Below are 16,921 nucleotides of genomic sequence, written 5' to 3'. Positions count from 1 at the left end.
TCAAGGTCACCGGCCTGACCGCGTTCGCCTGGGCCATGGGCGACCGGCACGGAATCAGCTTCCGCGCCGACGCCATCACCCCCGTACCCAGCACTTCCACGCCGCACAAGACCGGGGGTGCGTGATGGGACCCATCGCACTCGCCTTCGGACTCGCCGCGCTCGCGTGGCTGCTCGTCATCGGCGACCTTCTCCGCCGACACCGTCCGGCCTGGCACTGGTACCTCGCCGGCTACCCGGCCACCGCGTGCCGGGTGGTGTTCACCTGGCGCAAGGTCGCCACACTCAACGACCTCTCCGTATCCAGCCGTCCGCCGCGCGGGCTGCTCGGAGACCTGGTCGTGAAAGGTGATCCGCTGCGGCCGGTCGTACCCCGGCTCTCCTTCCCGCGGGCCAACCGCATGGGACTGACAGCGACCGTGCGCCTGCACGCGGGCCAGACCCCCGCCACATACATGAAAGCGGCGGACGCCTTGGTGCACGCCTGGAAGGTGCACGCGGTACGGGTCACCTCGCCGGAACGCGGCCTTGTGCTGCTGACCGCAACGGCCAGTGACCCACTGGCCCGGCCCGGCTTAGCCTCTGCGCCTGCCGCACTGCTGTCCGCACTCATCGGCGTACTGGAGAACGGCGGAGCATGGGTCATGGACCTGCGGCTTGTGCCGCACTGGCTCATCGCCGGGGCCACCCGCTCGGGCAAGTCGACGTTGCTCGCCCGGCTGATCACCCAACTCGCCCCGCAACCCATCGCCCTGGTCGGCATCGACTGCAAAGGAGGCATGGAACTCGGCCTCTTCGCCGAACGGCTCAGCGCACTGACCACCTGCCGCCGTGAAGCGGTCGCAGTACTCGCCGCGCTGGTCGACGACATGCAGGACCGCATGCGCGCCTGCCGCACTGCCGGAGTCCGCTCCATCTGGGAACTGCCCGCCAAGCTGCGGCCCATGCCGGTCGTCGTGATCGTCGACGAGATCGCGGAACTGTACCTCTCCGACGGCCGACGCGAGAGCAAGGCGGAAGCCGAACAGTGCTCCACGCTCCTGCTCCGCCTGGCTCAGCTCGGTGCCGCGCTCGGCATGCACCTGGTCGTCGCCGGCCAACGCGTCGGCTCCGACCTCGGCCCCGGCGTCACCGCCTTGAGGGCGCAGCTCGGCGGCCGTATCTGCCACCGGGTCAACGACCCCGGCACGGCAGAGATGACCCTCGGGGACCTCAACAAGGACGCCGTCGTCGTCGCCCAGTCGATCACCCCGGACGAGAAGGGGGTCGCCGTCTGCACCGGGCCCGAGGGCGGCTGGAGCCGGGCTCGCTCCCATCTCACCTCGACCGAAGAGGCCTCGGCAACGGCCCGCAAACACGCGGCCCTCACCCCTGCACTGCCCGCCATAGACCGTGCCCTCGCAGCGCTCGAAGGAGACGACAAGTGATCAGCACAGGTACCGCCGTGTCCCTCGTGGTGGTCTTCGGGATCGTCACCTTGCTCCTCATCCGGTCCCGGGACGTCCGCGCCTGGGAAGCGATCTGCATCGCCCTCTTCGGCATGTACCTCGGCCAGACCCCCGTCAGCCTCACCATCAACGGCCTCCTGACCTGGGTACTGAGCGGCTTCTCCCACTTCTAGACCGGCAGGAAGGACCAACGCCATGCCCATGCCCCGCGTGAGGTGCCCCCACTGCAAGGGCGACGGAGCCCGCAAAACCTGGACCGGACGGCTTCACCGCTGCCGCGTCTGCCGGGGCTCCGGAACCATCCGCTGACCGCGCAAGCACCCCCGACCACGCAAGGAGTGATCTCCATGGACGACTGCGCGCCACCAACCATCACCCGTGCCGCTGCGGCGGCCCACCCCGGAAGGTCACCACCATCACACCCGAGTTCACCCCGGCTGACAGGCGCGCCGCCCTCGACCGCGCGGCGCGCCTGCGTCAGCTCCCCGAAACAGACCGAGACGCGATACGCATCGCCCAAGACCCGAAGTTCATCCGCTGGCTGGAGCAGATCACCGCAATCGGCGGCTGCTCCCACCCCGTCCACCTCTCCGGCTCGACCACCACCCTGGACGGCACAACCGGCGAGATCCTCCAGCACTACGACACCCGCACCGAACCCGGCGAACGGCTCCTCGTCCGCTGCCGCAACAGACGCGCGACCGTCTGCGCACCCTGTTCCCGACTCCACGCCGGGGATACCTTCCACCTCGTCCGCGCGGGCCTCCTGGGCGGCAAGAACATCCCCGCCAACGTCCGCCACCGGCCCCGGCTCTTCGTCACCCTGACCGCCCCGTCCTTCGGGCCCGTGCACGGTGCCGGGGAGCGCTGCCGCCCCCGTCGCGACCGGGCCGAATGCGACCACGGGCGCCCTCTCGGCTGCGGGGCCGTCCACGACGCGACCGATTCCCTCGTCGGCCAACCCCTGTGCGCCGACTGCTACGACTACACGGGCCACGTGCTGTGGCACGCACACGCGTCCAAGCTGTGGGACCGCTTCGTCATCGACGTCCGGCGGCGCCTGGCCTCCTCGGTCGGCCTCGTACAGTCCCGCTTCGCCCAGCACGCCCGACTGTCCTTCGCCCGTGTCGCCGAGTACCAGAAACGGGCGGCCGTCCACGTGCACGCCGTCGTCCGCCTCGACGGCCCGAACGGACCGGACGACGCACCCCCGGCCTGGGGAACCGCGGAGCTGCTCATCGGTGCCGTCCACGCCTCCGCCCGGCGCGTCCTGGTCCGCACCCCCTACACCCCGGCCGTCGGCGAACTCGCCTTTCGCTGGGGCGCCCAGATCGACGCTCGCCCTCTGCGTGCCGACGGCGACGGACCGGAAGATGACGCCGTCGCCGCGTACGTCGCGAAGTACGTCACAAAGGGAGCCAGCGAGACAGGCGCCGGCATCGACCACAGGGTCACCACCTGGGACGACATCGGCACGGCCCCTGTGAGCGCACACGTCCGCACCCTCATGCGTACCTGCTGGCACCTCGGCGACCTTCCCGAGTACGCACCCCTACGCCTCCGGGACTGGACTCACACGCTCGGATACCGGGGCCACATCCTCACCAAATCCCGTGCCTACTCGACGACTTACGCGGCCCTGCGCGCCGAACGCGCCCGCCACGCCGGTCACGTCAACCTTCCCGACACGGTGGCAGATAGGCACTGGCGTTACATGGGCTCCGGCCACACCCCCGGCGCCGCGCTCCTGGCCGCTGGTGTCGCCGAAGACATCGCCGCGAACCGCGAGATCGCCCGAGAAGAGATCACCTCCGGCCGGAGGGAGGTGATCACCTGACGGTACGGCGTGATCGTGAGGCGGACCGTGCTCGGCATCTGGAGCGAGTGTGCGCCAAGTTCCCAACCAAGATCAGTCCTGAGGGGGCGCGGCGTCTCGCCCGGCTTCTGCAACCCACGTCCGAAGTTCCAGGGAGCGGGACCTAAAGTCAGTGAGCCCTTCTCGGTGACGGTTTGTGATCTTCGGTCAGGTGGTAAGGCCATGCTCCAACTTGAGCAGGACGACGGCGGCTCGGGCGATCCGGGTGATGCTGCCGGGGTCGAGGCTGACCCGGCGCAGGGCCTTGAAGGTGATCTTGAGCAGAGCATTGGCGCGCTCGGAGTCACCGTGGATGCCACGGATCATTTTGTTGAACGTCTGTTGCTCGGTGGTGAGTTGGCTGCCTTGCGACTTCTAGACCGAGTGACGGAGCCGTCCCCAGCGTTTTCGTAGCCCAGGTCGGTCAGGGAGGACACGCCCAGGGTGGTCGCGAGCCGATCGAGGGCGGCGATCAGGCCGTGGGTGCGGGCGCGGGTGGTGTCGTGCTCACGGCCGGGGCGGACCGGGGAGACCCACAACGGCCAACCGTCAGGGCGGAGTTGGCCTGCACGTTCCCGCCGTGGCGCTTGGGCTTTTCTTACCAGGGGCTTCACGTATTTCTGAGCCTGCCTGGGTCAGCTCTGCCTCACCTCCCGTCCTCACGCAACGCAACCGGCACGTTGCCGAGGAGACCACAGTCAGCCCTCACCACAGCGGTCAGGACGGCAAGGTCACCGCAATCAACTGAGTTGCGACCGCGCGGGATCGGTGAAACCATTGTTCTGCGACTGAGAATTCGGCGATCGCGTCGGCCGGGAAGGCAACGCAGAGTCAGCCAGGACCGGTCGACTCTTGTGCACTCCACGGCGATACAGGCGCGCCCAATTCGATGCGTCCCTGACGCTGGACAGTTCCCGCAAATTCCATCGCTCCCAGGCTTGAGCCGGTGCTTCAGTTCGTCGCATAGGACACGAAAGGCAGGGATTCGGCATGAGTTCGATCAAACGGCGTTATCGCCTCAAGTTCAGGCATCCGAAACTGAGCATGCTTTCGGGTCTCGCAATAGTGGCCATGCTTGCCTTCGCATTCATCGGTGGAGCGGGAACAGCCAGTGCACAAGGAATTCAGTCTGGCCAGTCGACGGCCCAGACACAGAAGCACAATCCGTGCCCCCATGGCTACCATGTAGTCAATAGGGCATGCAAGCGGCTACCCGTCAAGTGCCCTAAGGGCTACAGGTGGTCCTCAGGTGCCGAGAGATGCATAAGGGACACAAAGCCGAATCCGGTTAACTGCCCGGACGGGTACAAGCGCAACGCAGACGGCCAGTGCGTACGGGTCTACGAGTTCCGGTAAAGTACCAGTACCCAGACGTCAGATCGATCCGCCACACGCCCCCCGTAAACTCCCTTATCGCGGAGACCACGCGCCCTCTATTTCCTTTGGGAGGTGAGAGGGCGCTTTTCTGTTTTCGGGGGTCAGCAGTGACCAGCCGAATTGCGGAGGGAGCCCTTGCGGGCCCCTCCGCTTCACTCGCTACAGTTCGTTCGGCTCGATATCCACGCGCCCAAAGTCGAAGCTGCGACCCCGTGTCGATGAGGCATCGATGATTACTGCGCCGAATAGAAAGCGGAGAACTGCGTTCATGCGCTCGTACTGCTTCCCCTCCTCCAGCTCCTCCCAGCTGCTCCGCGCGTTGGGGCCTACCAAACCCTCAAGCACCTCAACGGCCGGTCGGACGACCAACTTGCGGCGGATCTGAGTGATCCGGTCCTCAACCGTCTTGCGCATGGCGCGATACTCGCGCGTCTTCAGTTCCCCGGCGTCCCACATGTCTTTCAGCTCGGCAAGCTCCTCTTGGTCAGCCTCGATGGCTGCCTGATCGGCTGCCGTCAGACTCGGCGGCTCGGTGCTGCCGGTCACGTCGAGCCGCTCCAACAGGTTGATTGCCGCGTCTGTCGCGAACGCTTCCAACGTCGGCGCGGAGACACTGCGCCCACAGAACTTGCTGTCCGTCCGCTGGCTGCGTCCGCACAGGTACTTGCCCAGAGATCCGGCCATGCGCACGCCGCACCGCTTGCACATCACGATGCCGCGCAGCAGGTAGAAGCGGTTGTCCCCCTTCTGACTGCTTGGGACAGCCGGGGCCCGGTACGTGCGCCGGTCGCGTACCTCCTGCCAGAGACCTTCGTTGATGATCGCTGGCCACTGACCCCGGCCGACTTCTTCGCCTCGGAAGACACGGATGCCTGCGACATGGTGACTGTCGAGAAGCGCTCGGACGCTATCGGCGTTCCACTCACGTCCGAGGGCCGTCCGCTCGTTGCGTTCGTTGAGGTCGCGCGCCAGAGCGGTCGGGGTCTCTCCCTCAAGGTAGCGAGTGAAGACTTCTCGGACGATGGCCGCCTCCGCCGCGGTGATCAACGTTCCCGTTTTGTCGTAGCCGTAGCGACGCTTACCCCCGTGCGGCTGGCCATCCCGGGCTCGGTCAACCGTGGCGTCGCGCAACCGCCGTGAGGTGTCGTCACTGGAGCGGCAAGCGTGCGCTACCTCGATGCGGAGAAAGAACCGGTCGTCAGGGTCGGCGAGATCACGCCGGTTGGCCTGGCCGTGCAACGTGATGTCGTGCTGGTCGGCAATGTGCAAGAGCTGTTCGAGGTCGTGAGGCTGCCGCATGAGCCGGTCCGGGTGGTACGTAAGGATGTGTCGCACCTGGCCGTCGCTGACGGCTTCGAGCAGCGCGTCCCACCCCGGGCGCTTGCGGTTGCGCTTCCAGGCGGACCGGTTGTTGTCCACGAACACCAGAGGGTTCGGCACCGTAAGGTTCAGGCGCTCGGCGGTGTCTCGGCAGATCCGTTCCTGACGGTCAACACCCGTTTGGTCGTCGTCGTCCACATGCGAGATACGGCAGTAGATCGCGGCCTTCTCTCCGCTCCAGTCAGCAGCGCTGCGGCGGACCTGTCGGGGGAGGGATAACCGGGAGATGCGGCGGTCCGCCAATGCCTGACGGTCTGTCTGCTGCTCGTCTGCGTCCATGGAAAAAGCTTATGGGCAGGCAATCGCCTGGCCGATGCCCATCAGCCGGTCCCGGGTGAGCACGATGCCCGCGATGGTCATCGAGAGACAGGAGAAGAAGGCGGAGCCCAGGACGACGGCCACCGCCACGCCCAGCAGACGCAGCGGGTTCCAGGTCATCGCGACTCCGAGCAGCGCCGCGATGACGACGACCACCACCGCTTGGATCAGCGCCTTGACCCCGGCGGCGAAGGCCTTGCCGGTGATGAGCGCCGAGCGCGGGGTCGGGGTGACGAGCAGTTTGGTGAGGATCCCGGCGTCCCGCTCCCAGATGATCATGATGCCGTAGAAGATGGCGATGAACATCGCGGACTGGGCGATGATGCCGGGCGCCAGATAGTCGAGATAGGGGATGCCGCCGGTGGGTATCGCCCTGATCCGGGTGAAGGTCTCGCCGAAGATCAGCAGCCAGAGCGCCGGCTGGACCGCCCTGGTGTACAGCTCGGTGCGGTCATGGCGCAGCTTCTGCAGTTCGACCGCGCACATCGCGCCGACCCGGGCGGGCAGCACCCGCCAGCCGGTACGGGCCCGTGGTGGGACGACGAGCAGGTCGAGGCCGGCCGGGTGGATGCGCTCAGCCGACACGGGACGCTGCGCGGCGGGTGCTTCGGACATCGGTCAACTACACCGGGACTGAAGGCCCAGGCTTGCACAACGGGCGTCACTGGCGGTGACATGGCGTTTGCGACCAGTCCCACCCCTGGGTTTCAGGAGTGGGACAGGGGCCGTTGACAGGGCCCCGCATCGCCACAACTCCTGTGCTCTGGCGCGGATGTTGCGGGAGCTGTTCCGGTCTGCGTGATCAACGAATCCGCAGTTCCGGCATGCGAACCAGGCCCGGGAGACCCGGTTCGCCCTGTCGATGTGCCCGCACTCGGCGCACGTGCGGGAGGTGTACGCCGGATCGACGTACACCACCGGCACCCCTGCCCGGCGGGCCTTGTATCTGATGAACGCTCCCAGCTGGGCGAAGGCCCAGCTGGAGTGGGTGGCCCGTTGGGGCTTGCGAAGCCGTACCCGCTCGCGGATGCCCGTCAGTTCTTCGAGGGCAATCCCGCGACCGGTGCGTTCAGCCTCGGCCACCACACGTTTCGCGATCTTATGATTGATGTCCCTGGCGCGCCGCGCCTCCTTGCGCCGCCGTTTCTTCAGGCGGCGTTTGGCGGACGGCGTGTTTTTCTTCTGGAGCTTAGCGCGCAGCGTGCGCTCCCGGGCGCGCATGCGGTTGAGTTCCCGTCCGGCCATGATCTCGCCGTCGGACGTGGTGGCGATGTTGACGATGCCCAGGTCGATACCGAGGAAGTCATGCGGTTCGGCGTTCGGCTCGGCCTCGGGGACCTCGCAGGTGGCGTTCAGGAACCACATGCCGTCCCGGCACACCAGATCGGACTCGCCCTTGCGGTGCAGGGTCAGGGCGGCCAGTTGCTCGGGGCTCGCGGTGAACGCCACGTCCTTGACCCGCCCCGCAACCGTCCAGATCGAGACCCGGCGCTGGGCGATCTGCCAGGACAGCATCCGGTCGTCGTACGGCTGCGCCGCCTCCGGGCGGAACGTGACCGGCTTCTGCGTGGCCCGCCGGTACCGTTTCGAGCTCGGCCTGCCCATATTCCCGGCCTTCAGGTTCGCCTTCAAAGTGGCGTACGCGTCGCACACCTTCTTGATCACGTGCTGGGCGGCCTGCGCGCCCAGCCCCCACTGGGCCTTGATCTCGGCGTAGGTGTGCTCGCGCAACGCGAAGTTCCGCTTCACGTCTTTCCGGAAGGCGACCTCGCTCGCCCAGTTGGCGGCCTCGTTGCACGCACGCAGGGTCGCCTCGAGTGCCGCCGCCTGCACCGGCGTCGGCAACAGCTTCACCTGCACCGTCAGCTTCACGATCACTCAACGTACACATACGTACGACCGCCTTTCGCACGTTCGCCCCTGATCACCTGATCAGGTGAACCCGCCACCGTACGGCAGCATCCCTCGCTCCGCCGAAGGCACCCGACCGCTCCGCGCCGCGACCACGAGGATGCGATTCCTCACAGGGCTGAAGTCCTGGGGTTCCTCGCAAGAACAGGCTGAAGTCTCCTGACTGTTCGTCGAGGCCGCTGCCGGCGTTGTCGCGGAAGACGTCCTCCAGCGTGGGCAGTTCGCCGTTCTTCCCGGGGCTGCGCCGCTCACCGAGGCCCGTGGATTGACGGCGGTGTCGACGATCGCCATCCTCGCGACGGCGGCGGCCCCCACGTCCCCGCCACACCGCTCCGCGGTCCATCACCGCACCCCCTGGCGGAGTGCCCGGCCCCTCCGTGATGGAGTTTCCCCAGCCCACTCCGGGCGCCAGGAGAAGGAGACCTCCGTGACCGCGATCGAGACCGATGCCGCGCTGCCGTGGCCCCATCCCCCGGTGAAGGTCGGACTGGTCGGTGCCGGGCCCTGGGCGCGCGCCGTGCACGCGCGCGTGCTCGCCGCCGGGCCCGAGACACGGCTGACCGTGGTGTGGGCGCGCCGCGCCGAGGCGGCCCGGGAGACGGCCGAGCCCCACGGGGCCGCGGCGGTCACACGTTTCGAGGAGCTGCTCGACGGCTGCGAGGCGGTCGCGTTCGCCGTTCCGCCCGCGGTGCAGGCGGAACTCGCTCCGCTGGCCGCGAAGGCGGGCAAGGCACTGCTTCTGGAGAAACCGCTCGGTGTGGATCTGGCGTCGGCGCGGCGCCTCGCCGACGCCGTCGACGAGGCCGGGGTCGTCTCCCAGCTCGTTCTGACCAACCGCTACCACCCGGCCACCCGGGAGTTCCTGAACAGAGCGCGGGAGCTGGAGATCACCGGGGCCCGTTCGTGTCTCCTGCACGGGGCGTTCCTGGGCGGCGAGTTCGCCACCACCTGGCGGCTCGAACACGGCGCCCTGCTCGACCTGGGTCCCCATCTTCTGGATCTCCTGGACGCCGCCGTCGGACCGATCGTCCGGGTCCGCGGCACCGGTGACCCCCGCCGCTGGATCGAGCTGACCTGCGAGCACGCCAATGGTGTCGTAAGTCAGGCCTCACTGTCCGGAGCGGTCCACGTCGAGCACGGCACCACGCGTATCGAACTCTTCGGTCCGCAGGCTCCGCTGGTGTACGACGCCGCCGAACTCGACCACGAGGAAACCTGGTCGGTGCTGCGCCGGGAGTTCGCCACGGCCGTACGCACCGGGGTGTCCGGCGAGCTCGACGTCCACCGGGGACTGCACCTCCAGACCCTGATGGCGCAGGCCTCAAAGAGCTGACGCCCGGCACGGAAGGTCACGAGTAGCGTCGCAGCGCCGGCGCCGCGACGGCCAGGATCGCCATGGCGACGACCACCAGCAGTCCGCCGCCCGCGACGGCGGCGCGGGCGCCCAGGACGGAGCCGGCCGTTCCGTGCAGGACGTCGGCCAGCCGCGGGCCGCCCGCGACCACCACGGTGAACACGCCCTGCATCCGGCCTCGCATCTCGTCCGTGGCGGCCGAGAGCAGGATCGCGCCGCGGAAGACCATGGAGACCATGTCGGCGACCCCGGCGGCGGCGAGGAACGCGACGGCCACCCAGAGGCTGGTGCTCAGGCCGAAGCCGGTGATCGCCGCTCCCCAGGCCATCACCGCGGCGATCACCATGAGCCCGTGCCGACGGGCCCGGGAAAACGTGCCCGACATCAGTCCGCCGATCACCGCGCCGATCGGGATCGCCGCGAACAGCAGGCCGAGCGCGAGCCCTTCCCCGTAGGGCGCGTAGGTTTCGGCGGCCAGCTGTGGGAACAGGGCCCGGGGCATGCCGAGGACCATGGCGATGATGTCGGCGAGGAAGGACAGAAGCAGCACCTTGTGCAGCGCGATGTAGCGGAAGCCGGCGGCGACCTCGCGCCAGCCCGCCCGTTTGGCCGAGGAGCCCGTCAGGGGCGGCAGCGCGGGCAGCCGCATCACGGCCCACACGGTGACGCACAGTGCCAGGGCGTCGATCAGATAGAGCTCGCCCAGGCCGATGACGGGGATCAGGGCACCCGCGAGCAGTGGTCCCGCCACCAGGCCCGTCTGCATGACGGTCGATCCGAGCGCGTTCGCCGCGGGCAGTTCGTCCTCGGGGACGAGCCGGGCGATGGAGGCGTTGCGGGCCGGGGAGTTCAGTCCGAAGAAGGCTTGCTGGAGAGCGAGCAGCGCCATGAGGACGAGCACCGAATCGAGTCCGACGACGGCTTGTATCCAGAACAGCACCGAGGTGACGGCTATGCCGGTGTTGGTGATGAGGAGCAGCTTGCGCCGGTCCATGCTGTCGGCGACCGCGCCGCCCCACAGGGCGAAGACCACGAGCGGCAGCAGTCCGGCCAGGCTCGCGTAGCCGACCCAGGCCGAGGAGCCGGTGATGTCGTAGATCTGCTTGGGCACGGCTACGGCGGTGAGCTGGCTGCCCACCGCCGTGACGATGGTGGAAGACCAGAGCCTGCGGTAAGCCGGGCGGCGCAGCGGGCGGGTGTCCATCGCCCAGCGACGCCAGCCCGTGCGGTCCGCTCCCGCCGCCTCGTCGTGTCCGGCGGATCCGGCCGCCGAACCGCTCCCGGCCCCGCCGTCCGTCCCACCGTCGGTCCCGCTGTGCGTCTCGCCGTCCGCCCCGTCCGTACTGCTCCTGCTCGTGTCCACGACCGTCCTGGCTGCTCGATACATCTTTCCGTTGTCAGGGTTCACTATCGCGTACGCCGTCTCAGGCGTCGGCGATCAGCAGGGTGCCCATGGTGATCATCGTCGCGGCGACCACACCGTCCAGGACCCGCCAGGACGACGGCCGGGCGAGGAAGCGGCCGAGGAGCCGGGCGCCGAAGCCCAGCGCGGCGAACCAGCACAGGCTGGCCAGGGCGGCCCCGAGGCCGAAGGTCCAGCGCAGCGGCCCGCGGTCGGCCGCGAGGGAGCCGAGCAGGAACACGGTGTCGAGATAGACGTGCGGGTTGAGCCAGGTCATCGCCAGACAGGCGAGGAGGGTCTGCCGCCGGGAGCCCGCCGCACCGGCCGCAGCCTCCAGTGCCGAGGGCCGCAGCACCCGCCGCGCGGCCAGGATTCCGTAGCAGAGGAGGAATCCGCCGCCGATCAGTCCGACCACCGTGAGCGCCTCGGGCCGGGCCACGACCACCGCGCCGACCCCGCCGACGCCCAGCGCGATGAGCAGCGCGTCGGACACCGCGCAGATGCCCACCACCGCCAGGACCGCTTCGCGGCGGATCCCCTGGCGCAGCACGAAGGCGTTCTGGGCGCCGATGGCGACGATGAGGGTAAGGCCGGTGCCGAACCCGGCGGCCGCGGCGGTCAGGGCGTTGTTCATGCCAGAAACGCTAGGAACGCGGCCGTCAAGAGTACAGCTAAAGATTCTTACGTATCATTAGCAGCCGTGATGACGGATCTCCCGCTCGACCAGGTACGCACCTTGCTCGCGGTGGTCGACGAGGGCACTTTCGACGCGGCGGCCGCCGCCCTGCATGTGACGCCCTCGGCGGTCAGCCAGCGCGTCAAGGCACTCGAACAGCGCACCGGCCGCGTCCTGCTGATGCGGACGAAGCCGGTGCGTCCGACCGAGTCCGGCGAGGTCGTCGTGCGGTTCGCGCGCCGGCTGGCCCGGCTGGAGCACGACGCCCGTACCGAGCTCGGCATGAGCGAGGCCGGGGAGCCGACGCGGCTGTCGATCGCGGTGAACGCCGACTCGCTGGCGACCTGGTTCCTGCCCGCGCTCACCCGCGTACCGGGCGAGCTGCGGCTCGGTTTCGAACTGCGCCGTGAGGACGAGGACCACACGGCCGCCCTGCTGCGCGAGGGGGTGGTGATGGCGGCGGTGACCTCGTGGCCGGACCCGGTGGCGGGCTGTTCCGTGCGCACCCTGGGCCGCATGCGCTACCTCGCGGTGGCCGGGCCGGATTTCGCCGGGCGGTGGCTCGGCGCGGGAACGGACGCGTCGCCGGACGAGCTGATCGCCGACGCCCCGGTAGTGGCCTTCGACCGGAACGACGATCTCCAGGACGAGTTCGTCCGGGGCCTTGGGGGCGGTCCCGGAGCGAGCGCACTGCGGCACTTCATGCCCACCTCTGAGGGGTTCGTGGACGCCGTCGTCGCCGGACTGGGCTGGGGCATGGTGCCCGAGGTGCAGGCCGAGCCGCTGTTGCGGACCGGGCGACTGGTCCGCCTCGCGCCGGACCGGACCGTCGACGTACCGCTCTTCTGGCAGCAGTGGAAACTCGACTTCCCTGCCCTCGCGGCGGTGGCCGAGGCCGTGGCGGCCGTCGCCGCGGAGACCTTGAGACGCTGAGCACCGAAAGGGCCGGGATGCGCGGACGCCGAGGCCCGAAGGCGCTGTGAACCAACATCTACGCGGGGCTCCTGGACAGGGCGCGGGCGCGGTATCTTCGCGCTGGGCGAAGCTGAGTACGGCCGCACACGGCCGGATGCGGCCGAGTGCAACTCCAAGCGACCATCACGGCTGAGGCGTCGAGGTGCGGGTGGGTACCCGTAAGGCGCATTCTTGCTGTGGAATCCCCCTGACGGCGGGCGGACGAGGGCAGACCGATGACTGGGAGCGCCGAGCGTGAGGACCAGGCGCTGAAGAGCCTGGGCGCCCTGCTCAGCGGGTCCGTTGCGGACGCGATCCGGGCGGCCCGTGGCTTCGCGGGGGGTGTCTACCTGCGCTCCAGCTCCCCCGAACTGCTGCGGCTGGCCGTGCTGGCCGGGTTGCCGGGACAGTTGTTCCGTCCCTGGTGGCGCATGCCCCTGGACCGGCCGTTCCCGGCCGCCGACTCCCATCGGACGGGCACGGAGGTGCTGCTCACCGACGCCACCGAGACGATGCGCCGCTATCCGCAGCTCGCGGCGGGGCTGCCGTTCCAGTTCGGTTCGCTGTACGTCCCCGTCGTGAACGCCTCCTCGTCCTTCGGGGTCCTGACGGTGCTGCGTCCCTCGGCCTCGGACGCCACCGACGTACTGCCGGACCGTGACCGGATGACGGCGGTGGCGGAGAGCCTGGGGACGGCTCTGTCGGTCCTGGAGAAGGACGGTGCCGAGGTCGTCTGGGACGAGGAGCCGATGTGCGTACGGCCGCCCGCCGAGCGTCTGCCGCGTCGCTATGTCGGGCGGTTCACCTGGGACCCGGTCACGGACGAGGTCACCGGGGACGACGCCCTGTGGGCCCTGCTCGGCACCGGCGCCGGTGCCTTTCCCGGGACGCCACAGGAACTCACCCACACACTGGCCCTCGACGATCCGCATGTGCTGCTGGCCGCGCTGCACGAGACCGCGGCGGGGCATCCCCCGGCCCACCCGCTGCCCGTGCACACGGTCAACGGCGGGCTGCGGCTGCTGGAGTTGTGGACCTCGGGCAACGCGCTCGTGCCGCCGTACGCGGTCGGCGGAGCGGTGGTCGATCCGGGCCCGGGCTCGGCAGCGGACGGTGCCGCGGACCTGCTCCCCGAGGGCGTGTTCGCACTGGACCGGCTCGGGCTGATCACCTACGTCAATCCGCGCGCCGCCGAGCTCCTCGGCCGGCCTCGGCCGGAACTGCTGGGGCGACCGCTGTGGCAGGCCGTACCCTGGCTGAACCAGCCGTCCTACGAGGATCATCTGCGCGGCGCGCTGCTGTCACCGGAGCCGGTGCACTTCCAGGTCGCCCGCCCGAGCGTGGGCCGCCGGACGGCCGCGGCGGCCCACGGCGACACCTGGCTGACGATGTCCGTGTATCCCGGCCCCGGCAGTCTGACCTGCAAGCTGATCCCGATGGGGCGGGTCGCGGACACCACGGAGGCCCCCGAGGCCGCACCGCTCCACGGCCGGCCCGTGGCGAACGGGTCCGGCATCGCCGAGCCCGCGACCGGCACCACCACGACGGCGCTGTACCGGCCCGTCGTCCTGGCCATGGCCCTGACCGAGGCCGTGACGGCCCGGCAGGTGTCCGAGACCGTGATGCGGGAGCTGCTGCCCGCGTTCGGCGGACGGCGCCTGGCCATCTACCTGTTGCAGGACCGGCGTCTGTACCTGGCCTGGGAGACCGGCTTCCCGCAGGGGTTCCTCGCGCCGTTCGACGGGGTGGGTCTGGACGCCAAGCTGCCCGGAGTGGAGACGCTCACCACCGGCCGCCCGCTGTTCTTCGAGTCGATGCCCCAGCTGGCCGCCGCCTACCCCGGCATCCCGCTGGACGCGAAGGAGGGCGCCCGGGCCTTCCTGCCGCTGATCGCCTCGGGGCGGCCGGTCGGCTCCTGCATCCTCGGCTTCGACCGTCCGCGCGACTTCAGCACGGAGGAACGTTCCGTGCTGACGGCGCTCACCGGACTCATCGCGCAGGCCCTGGAGAGAGCGCGGCGCTACGACTCCGAGGCCGCCCTCGCCCGTGGCCTCCAGGAGGCGCTGCTCCCGCACCGGCTCTCGTCGCATCCGCAGGTGGAGACGGCCGGGCGCTATCTTTCCGGCACCAAGGGGATGGACGTGGGCGGCGACTGGTACGACGTAGTGGAGGCCGGTGACGCGCTGGCCCTGGTCATCGGCGACGTCCAGGGCCATGGCGTCCAGGCGGCGGCCACCATGGGCCAACTACGCAGCGCGGTCCGGGCGTTCGCGCTCAGCGACCACCCTCCGGACGAGGTGATGAGCCATACCAACCGGCTGCTCATCGACCTCGACCCGGGCCAGTTCGCCAGTTGCTGCTACGTCCGGCTGGACCCGGTGACCGGCGTCGCCCGGGCCGCCCGCGCCGGTCACCCGCAGCCCCTGCTGCGCCACCCCGACGGCCGCACCGAGCTCCTCGACCTGCCTGGTGGTGTGGTGCTCGGCGTGGCTCCGCGGGCCCGCTACCCGGTGACGGACCTGATGCTGGAACCCGACGCCGTGCTGGCCCTCTACACGGACGGTCTGGTCGAGCGCCCCGGGGCCGACATCGACGACGGGATCGAGAAGATCCGCGCGACGCTGTCCCGCGCGGGCACCCCGCATGCCCGGCCCGGCGCCTCCTCCCTGTCCGGCACCGCGGACCTGCTGACCGAGGAGGCCCGGCAGGCCACCGAGCGCCCCGACGACATCGCACTCCTGCTCACCACCCGCCGCTCCACGCGCGAGCTCCGCCACTGACGCGCCGAGCTCGGCGACGGTTTGCGTGGAACCTGAAAGCGCGGTTCAAGGCAAGGCCTTGAACGGTCCTTCCAGAGCCGCCCATTGCAACAGCATGATCGTCTTGGCGTCGGCGATCTCCCCGGAGCGGATCATGGCCAGTGCGGTGCGGAAGGGCAGTTCGACGATCTCGATGTCCTCGCCCTCCTCGTCGAGGCCGCCGCCTTCGTGGGTGCGGGTGGACGGGCCGTAGGTGGCGGCGTAGAAGCTGACCCGCTCGGTGACCGAGCCCGGGCTCATGTAGACGTCGAAGACGTGCTGCACATCGCCGACGGTGTGCCCGGTCTCCTCGATGACCTCGCGCCGTACGGCGACTTCGGGATGCTCGTCGTCCTCGTCGAGCAGGCCGCCCGGGGTCTCGACCAGCATGCCGTCGGGGTGCCCGTTGGTGTACACGGGGTAGCGGAACTGCCTGGTCAGCAGCACGGTTTCGCGCTCGGCGTCGTACAGCAGGAGGGTGGCTCCGTTGCCGCGGTCGTGCGTCTCGCGTTCCTGGGTGCTCCAGGTGCCGTCGGCGTGCTGGAAGTCGAAGGTGGTGGTGCGCTCCACATACCAGTGGCTGGACAGGAGCGTTACTTCGCGGACCTTGACCCGGGGGTTGCCGGTCAGATCGCGGCCGACGCGGTCAAGTCCGGTACGGCCCCGGCGGTCCGGGGTGTCGATGCCTGCGGTCATCGTGTGCGGACCGGGCGGGGGCGGGAGAAGTGGTTCATGACCACTGTCTACCATCCCGGCCCGATCATCGAGGCCACAGCGGGGCTTCGCCCGTCTAGGCTCACGGCATGGAACAGACGGAGATCATCCTGCGCGCCATCGGCGTGCTCACCGAGACCAACGCGATGGTGCGCAGGATCGCCCAGGACGAGGACGCCGAGGTCGACTCGGCCGAGACCCAACTGGGCGCGCTCGTCACGGAGGTGTTCCCCAGGGTGGAGGTGCCAGGGGACGCCGGTCCCGCGGAGGCCGGGCAGGCCGTCGCGGACGCCTACCTCCCCGCCACCATCTCGCTCGTGGGCGCCTTCGCGTTCCTCTTCTCCGAACTCGCCGACCTCCACGACTCCGGACGTACCGACGTCAAGACGGCCGACCTGCTCCAAGACCTCGCCCTGCGCATGTCGAGGGCCGACAACACCTAGGACCTGTCAGGACTTTCCCGATCCGGGAGTGAGACCGGCGCGAGGGCTTCGGAGCCCGGACGTTCCTCGGTGCGCCACGCCCGCGCGCCGGTCAGCTCTTCTGCTCCACGCGCACCCGGTCGACCTCGCCACGGGTGTTCAGCACCCGCGACACGGTCGTCCTCCTCACGCCGCCCGCATGGGCCACATCGACGACGGGCACGGCCACAACTGCCTCCCGGCACACGGGGATCGCGGCTTCAGGCGCCATGGACGGTTCCGGTACCGGAACGAATCGCCCAGGCCCGGCCCG

The 16,921-nt window shown here is 69.5% G+C and carries 13 protein-coding genes and 2 pseudogenes; 7 read left to right on the top strand and 8 right to left on the bottom strand.

Annotated elements, in window-relative coordinates; all coding sequences use genetic code 11:
- Positions 1-124 precede the first annotated feature (124 nt).
- The 3 genes from ACIRA5_RS31920 (at position 125) to ACIRA5_RS31910 (ending at position 3,284) form a co-directional block, all read left to right on the top strand.
- On the top strand, positions 125-1,426 hold the full coding sequence (locus ACIRA5_RS31920) for an FtsK/SpoIIIE domain-containing protein (protein WP_403696532.1): 1,302 nt from the start codon (positions 125-127) through the stop codon (positions 1,424-1,426).
- Positions 1,423-1,620: a hypothetical protein gene (locus ACIRA5_RS31915; RefSeq protein WP_403696529.1), complete on the top strand. Its 198-nt coding sequence runs from the start codon at positions 1,423-1,425 to the stop codon at positions 1,618-1,620. Before ACIRA5_RS31920 ends, ACIRA5_RS31915 begins: the two co-directional genes overlap by 4 nt.
- A gap of 299 nt (positions 1,621-1,919) precedes the next feature.
- Complete coding sequence (locus tag ACIRA5_RS31910) at positions 1,920-3,284, top strand: replication initiator (protein WP_403696570.1); 1,365 nt, start codon at positions 1,920-1,922, stop codon at positions 3,282-3,284.
- A gap of 186 nt (positions 3,285-3,470) precedes the next feature.
- Here ACIRA5_RS31910 and ACIRA5_RS31905 read toward each other — a convergent pair.
- The 4 genes and pseudogenes from ACIRA5_RS31905 to ACIRA5_RS31890 form a co-directional block, all read right to left on the bottom strand.
- Positions 3,471-3,897 (bottom strand): annotated as a pseudogene (locus ACIRA5_RS31905) (transposase family protein); the annotation flags it as partial.
- Positions 3,898-4,838: 941 nt separating this feature from the next.
- Positions 4,839-6,338, bottom strand: coding sequence for a recombinase family protein (locus ACIRA5_RS31900; protein ID WP_403696526.1), 1,500 nt, complete (start codon positions 6,336-6,338; stop codon positions 4,839-4,841).
- Between the two features lie 12 nt (positions 6,339-6,350).
- A pseudogene (locus ACIRA5_RS31895) lies at positions 6,351-6,992 on the bottom strand (ABC transporter permease); the annotation flags it as partial.
- A gap of 3 nt (positions 6,993-6,995) precedes the next feature.
- The gene (locus ACIRA5_RS31890) at positions 6,996-8,249 is read right to left on the bottom strand and encodes an RNA-guided endonuclease InsQ/TnpB family protein (protein WP_403696524.1); all 1,254 of its coding nucleotides are present in this window, start codon (positions 8,247-8,249) and stop codon (positions 6,996-6,998) included.
- A gap of 466 nt (positions 8,250-8,715) precedes the next feature.
- Here ACIRA5_RS31890 and ACIRA5_RS31885 point away from each other — a divergent pair, with 466 nt between their 5' ends.
- A complete protein-coding gene (locus tag ACIRA5_RS31885; RefSeq protein ID WP_403696521.1) occupies positions 8,716-9,621 on the top strand; it encodes a Gfo/Idh/MocA family protein in 906 nt (301 codons plus the stop codon).
- A 16-nt stretch (positions 9,622-9,637) separates the two neighbouring features.
- On the opposite strand, the gene ACIRA5_RS31880 is transcribed toward ACIRA5_RS31885, so the two are convergent.
- Both ACIRA5_RS31880 and ACIRA5_RS31875 read right to left on the bottom strand, forming a co-directional pair.
- Positions 9,638-11,005, bottom strand: a complete 1,368-nt coding sequence (locus ACIRA5_RS31880) for an MFS transporter (RefSeq protein WP_403696519.1) — start codon at positions 11,003-11,005, stop codon at positions 9,638-9,640.
- Positions 11,006-11,066: 61 nt separating this feature from the next.
- Positions 11,067-11,678 carry a LysE/ArgO family amino acid transporter gene (locus ACIRA5_RS31875; protein WP_403696516.1) on the bottom strand — a complete coding sequence of 204 codons (612 nt, stop codon included), beginning with the start codon at positions 11,676-11,678 and terminating at the stop codon, positions 11,067-11,069.
- 66 nt (positions 11,679-11,744) lie between these two features.
- Between ACIRA5_RS31875 and ACIRA5_RS31870 the strand changes: the two genes are divergently transcribed.
- Both ACIRA5_RS31870 and ACIRA5_RS31865 read left to right on the top strand, forming a co-directional pair.
- A complete protein-coding gene (locus tag ACIRA5_RS31870; protein WP_403696514.1) occupies positions 11,745-12,653 on the top strand; it encodes a LysR family transcriptional regulator ArgP in 909 nt (302 codons plus the stop codon).
- 257 nt (positions 12,654-12,910) lie between these two features.
- Positions 12,911-15,454 carry a SpoIIE family protein phosphatase gene (locus tag ACIRA5_RS31865; RefSeq protein ID WP_403696511.1) on the top strand — a complete coding sequence of 848 codons (2,544 nt, stop codon included), beginning with the start codon at positions 12,911-12,913 and terminating at the stop codon, positions 15,452-15,454.
- A gap of 45 nt (positions 15,455-15,499) precedes the next feature.
- Here ACIRA5_RS31865 and ACIRA5_RS31860 read toward each other — a convergent pair whose 3' ends face one another.
- On the bottom strand, positions 15,500-16,168 hold the full coding sequence (locus ACIRA5_RS31860) for an NUDIX domain-containing protein (RefSeq protein ID WP_403696508.1): 669 nt from the start codon (positions 16,166-16,168) through the stop codon (positions 15,500-15,502).
- A 107-nt stretch (positions 16,169-16,275) separates the two neighbouring features.
- Between ACIRA5_RS31860 and ACIRA5_RS31855 the strand changes: the two genes are divergently transcribed.
- Entirely contained in the window at positions 16,276-16,629 is a 354-nt protein-coding gene (locus tag ACIRA5_RS31855; protein WP_403696505.1) for a hypothetical protein, read from the top strand.
- A 91-nt stretch (positions 16,630-16,720) separates the two neighbouring features.
- Here ACIRA5_RS31855 and ACIRA5_RS31850 read toward each other — a convergent pair whose 3' ends face one another.
- Positions 16,721-16,879, bottom strand: a complete 159-nt coding sequence (locus ACIRA5_RS31850; protein ID WP_403696503.1) for a hypothetical protein — start codon at positions 16,877-16,879, stop codon at positions 16,721-16,723.
- Positions 16,880-16,921: the final 42 nt, after the last annotated feature.

Origin of the sequence: Streptomyces sp. NPDC096311 (assembly GCF_044763085.1) — a bacterium.
Lineage (GTDB): Bacteria > Actinomycetota > Actinomycetes > Streptomycetales > Streptomycetaceae > Streptomyces.
This window is presented reverse-complemented; position numbering and strand designations above follow the sequence as displayed.

Excerpts from the sequence above, each read along its gene's own strand:
- ACIRA5_RS31920 (WP_403696532.1), top strand. The coding sequence starts at position 125 with ATGGGACCCATCGCACTCGCCTTCGGACTCGCCGCGCTCGCGTGGCTG.
- ACIRA5_RS31900 (WP_403696526.1), bottom strand. The coding sequence starts at position 6,338 with ATGGACGCAGACGAGCAGCAGACAGACCGTCAGGCATTGGCGGACCGC.
- ACIRA5_RS31875 (WP_403696516.1), bottom strand. The coding sequence starts at position 11,678 with ATGAACAACGCCCTGACCGCCGCGGCCGCCGGGTTCGGCACCGGCCTT.
- ACIRA5_RS31865 (WP_403696511.1), top strand. The coding sequence starts at position 12,911 with ATGACTGGGAGCGCCGAGCGTGAGGACCAGGCGCTGAAGAGCCTGGGC.
- ACIRA5_RS31860 (WP_403696508.1), bottom strand. The coding sequence starts at position 16,168 with ATGACCGCAGGCATCGACACCCCGGACCGCCGGGGCCGTACCGGACTT.
- ACIRA5_RS31855 (WP_403696505.1), top strand. The coding sequence starts at position 16,276 with ATGGAACAGACGGAGATCATCCTGCGCGCCATCGGCGTGCTCACCGAG.
- ACIRA5_RS31850 (WP_403696503.1), bottom strand. The coding sequence starts at position 16,879 with ATGGCGCCTGAAGCCGCGATCCCCGTGTGCCGGGAGGCAGTTGTGGCC.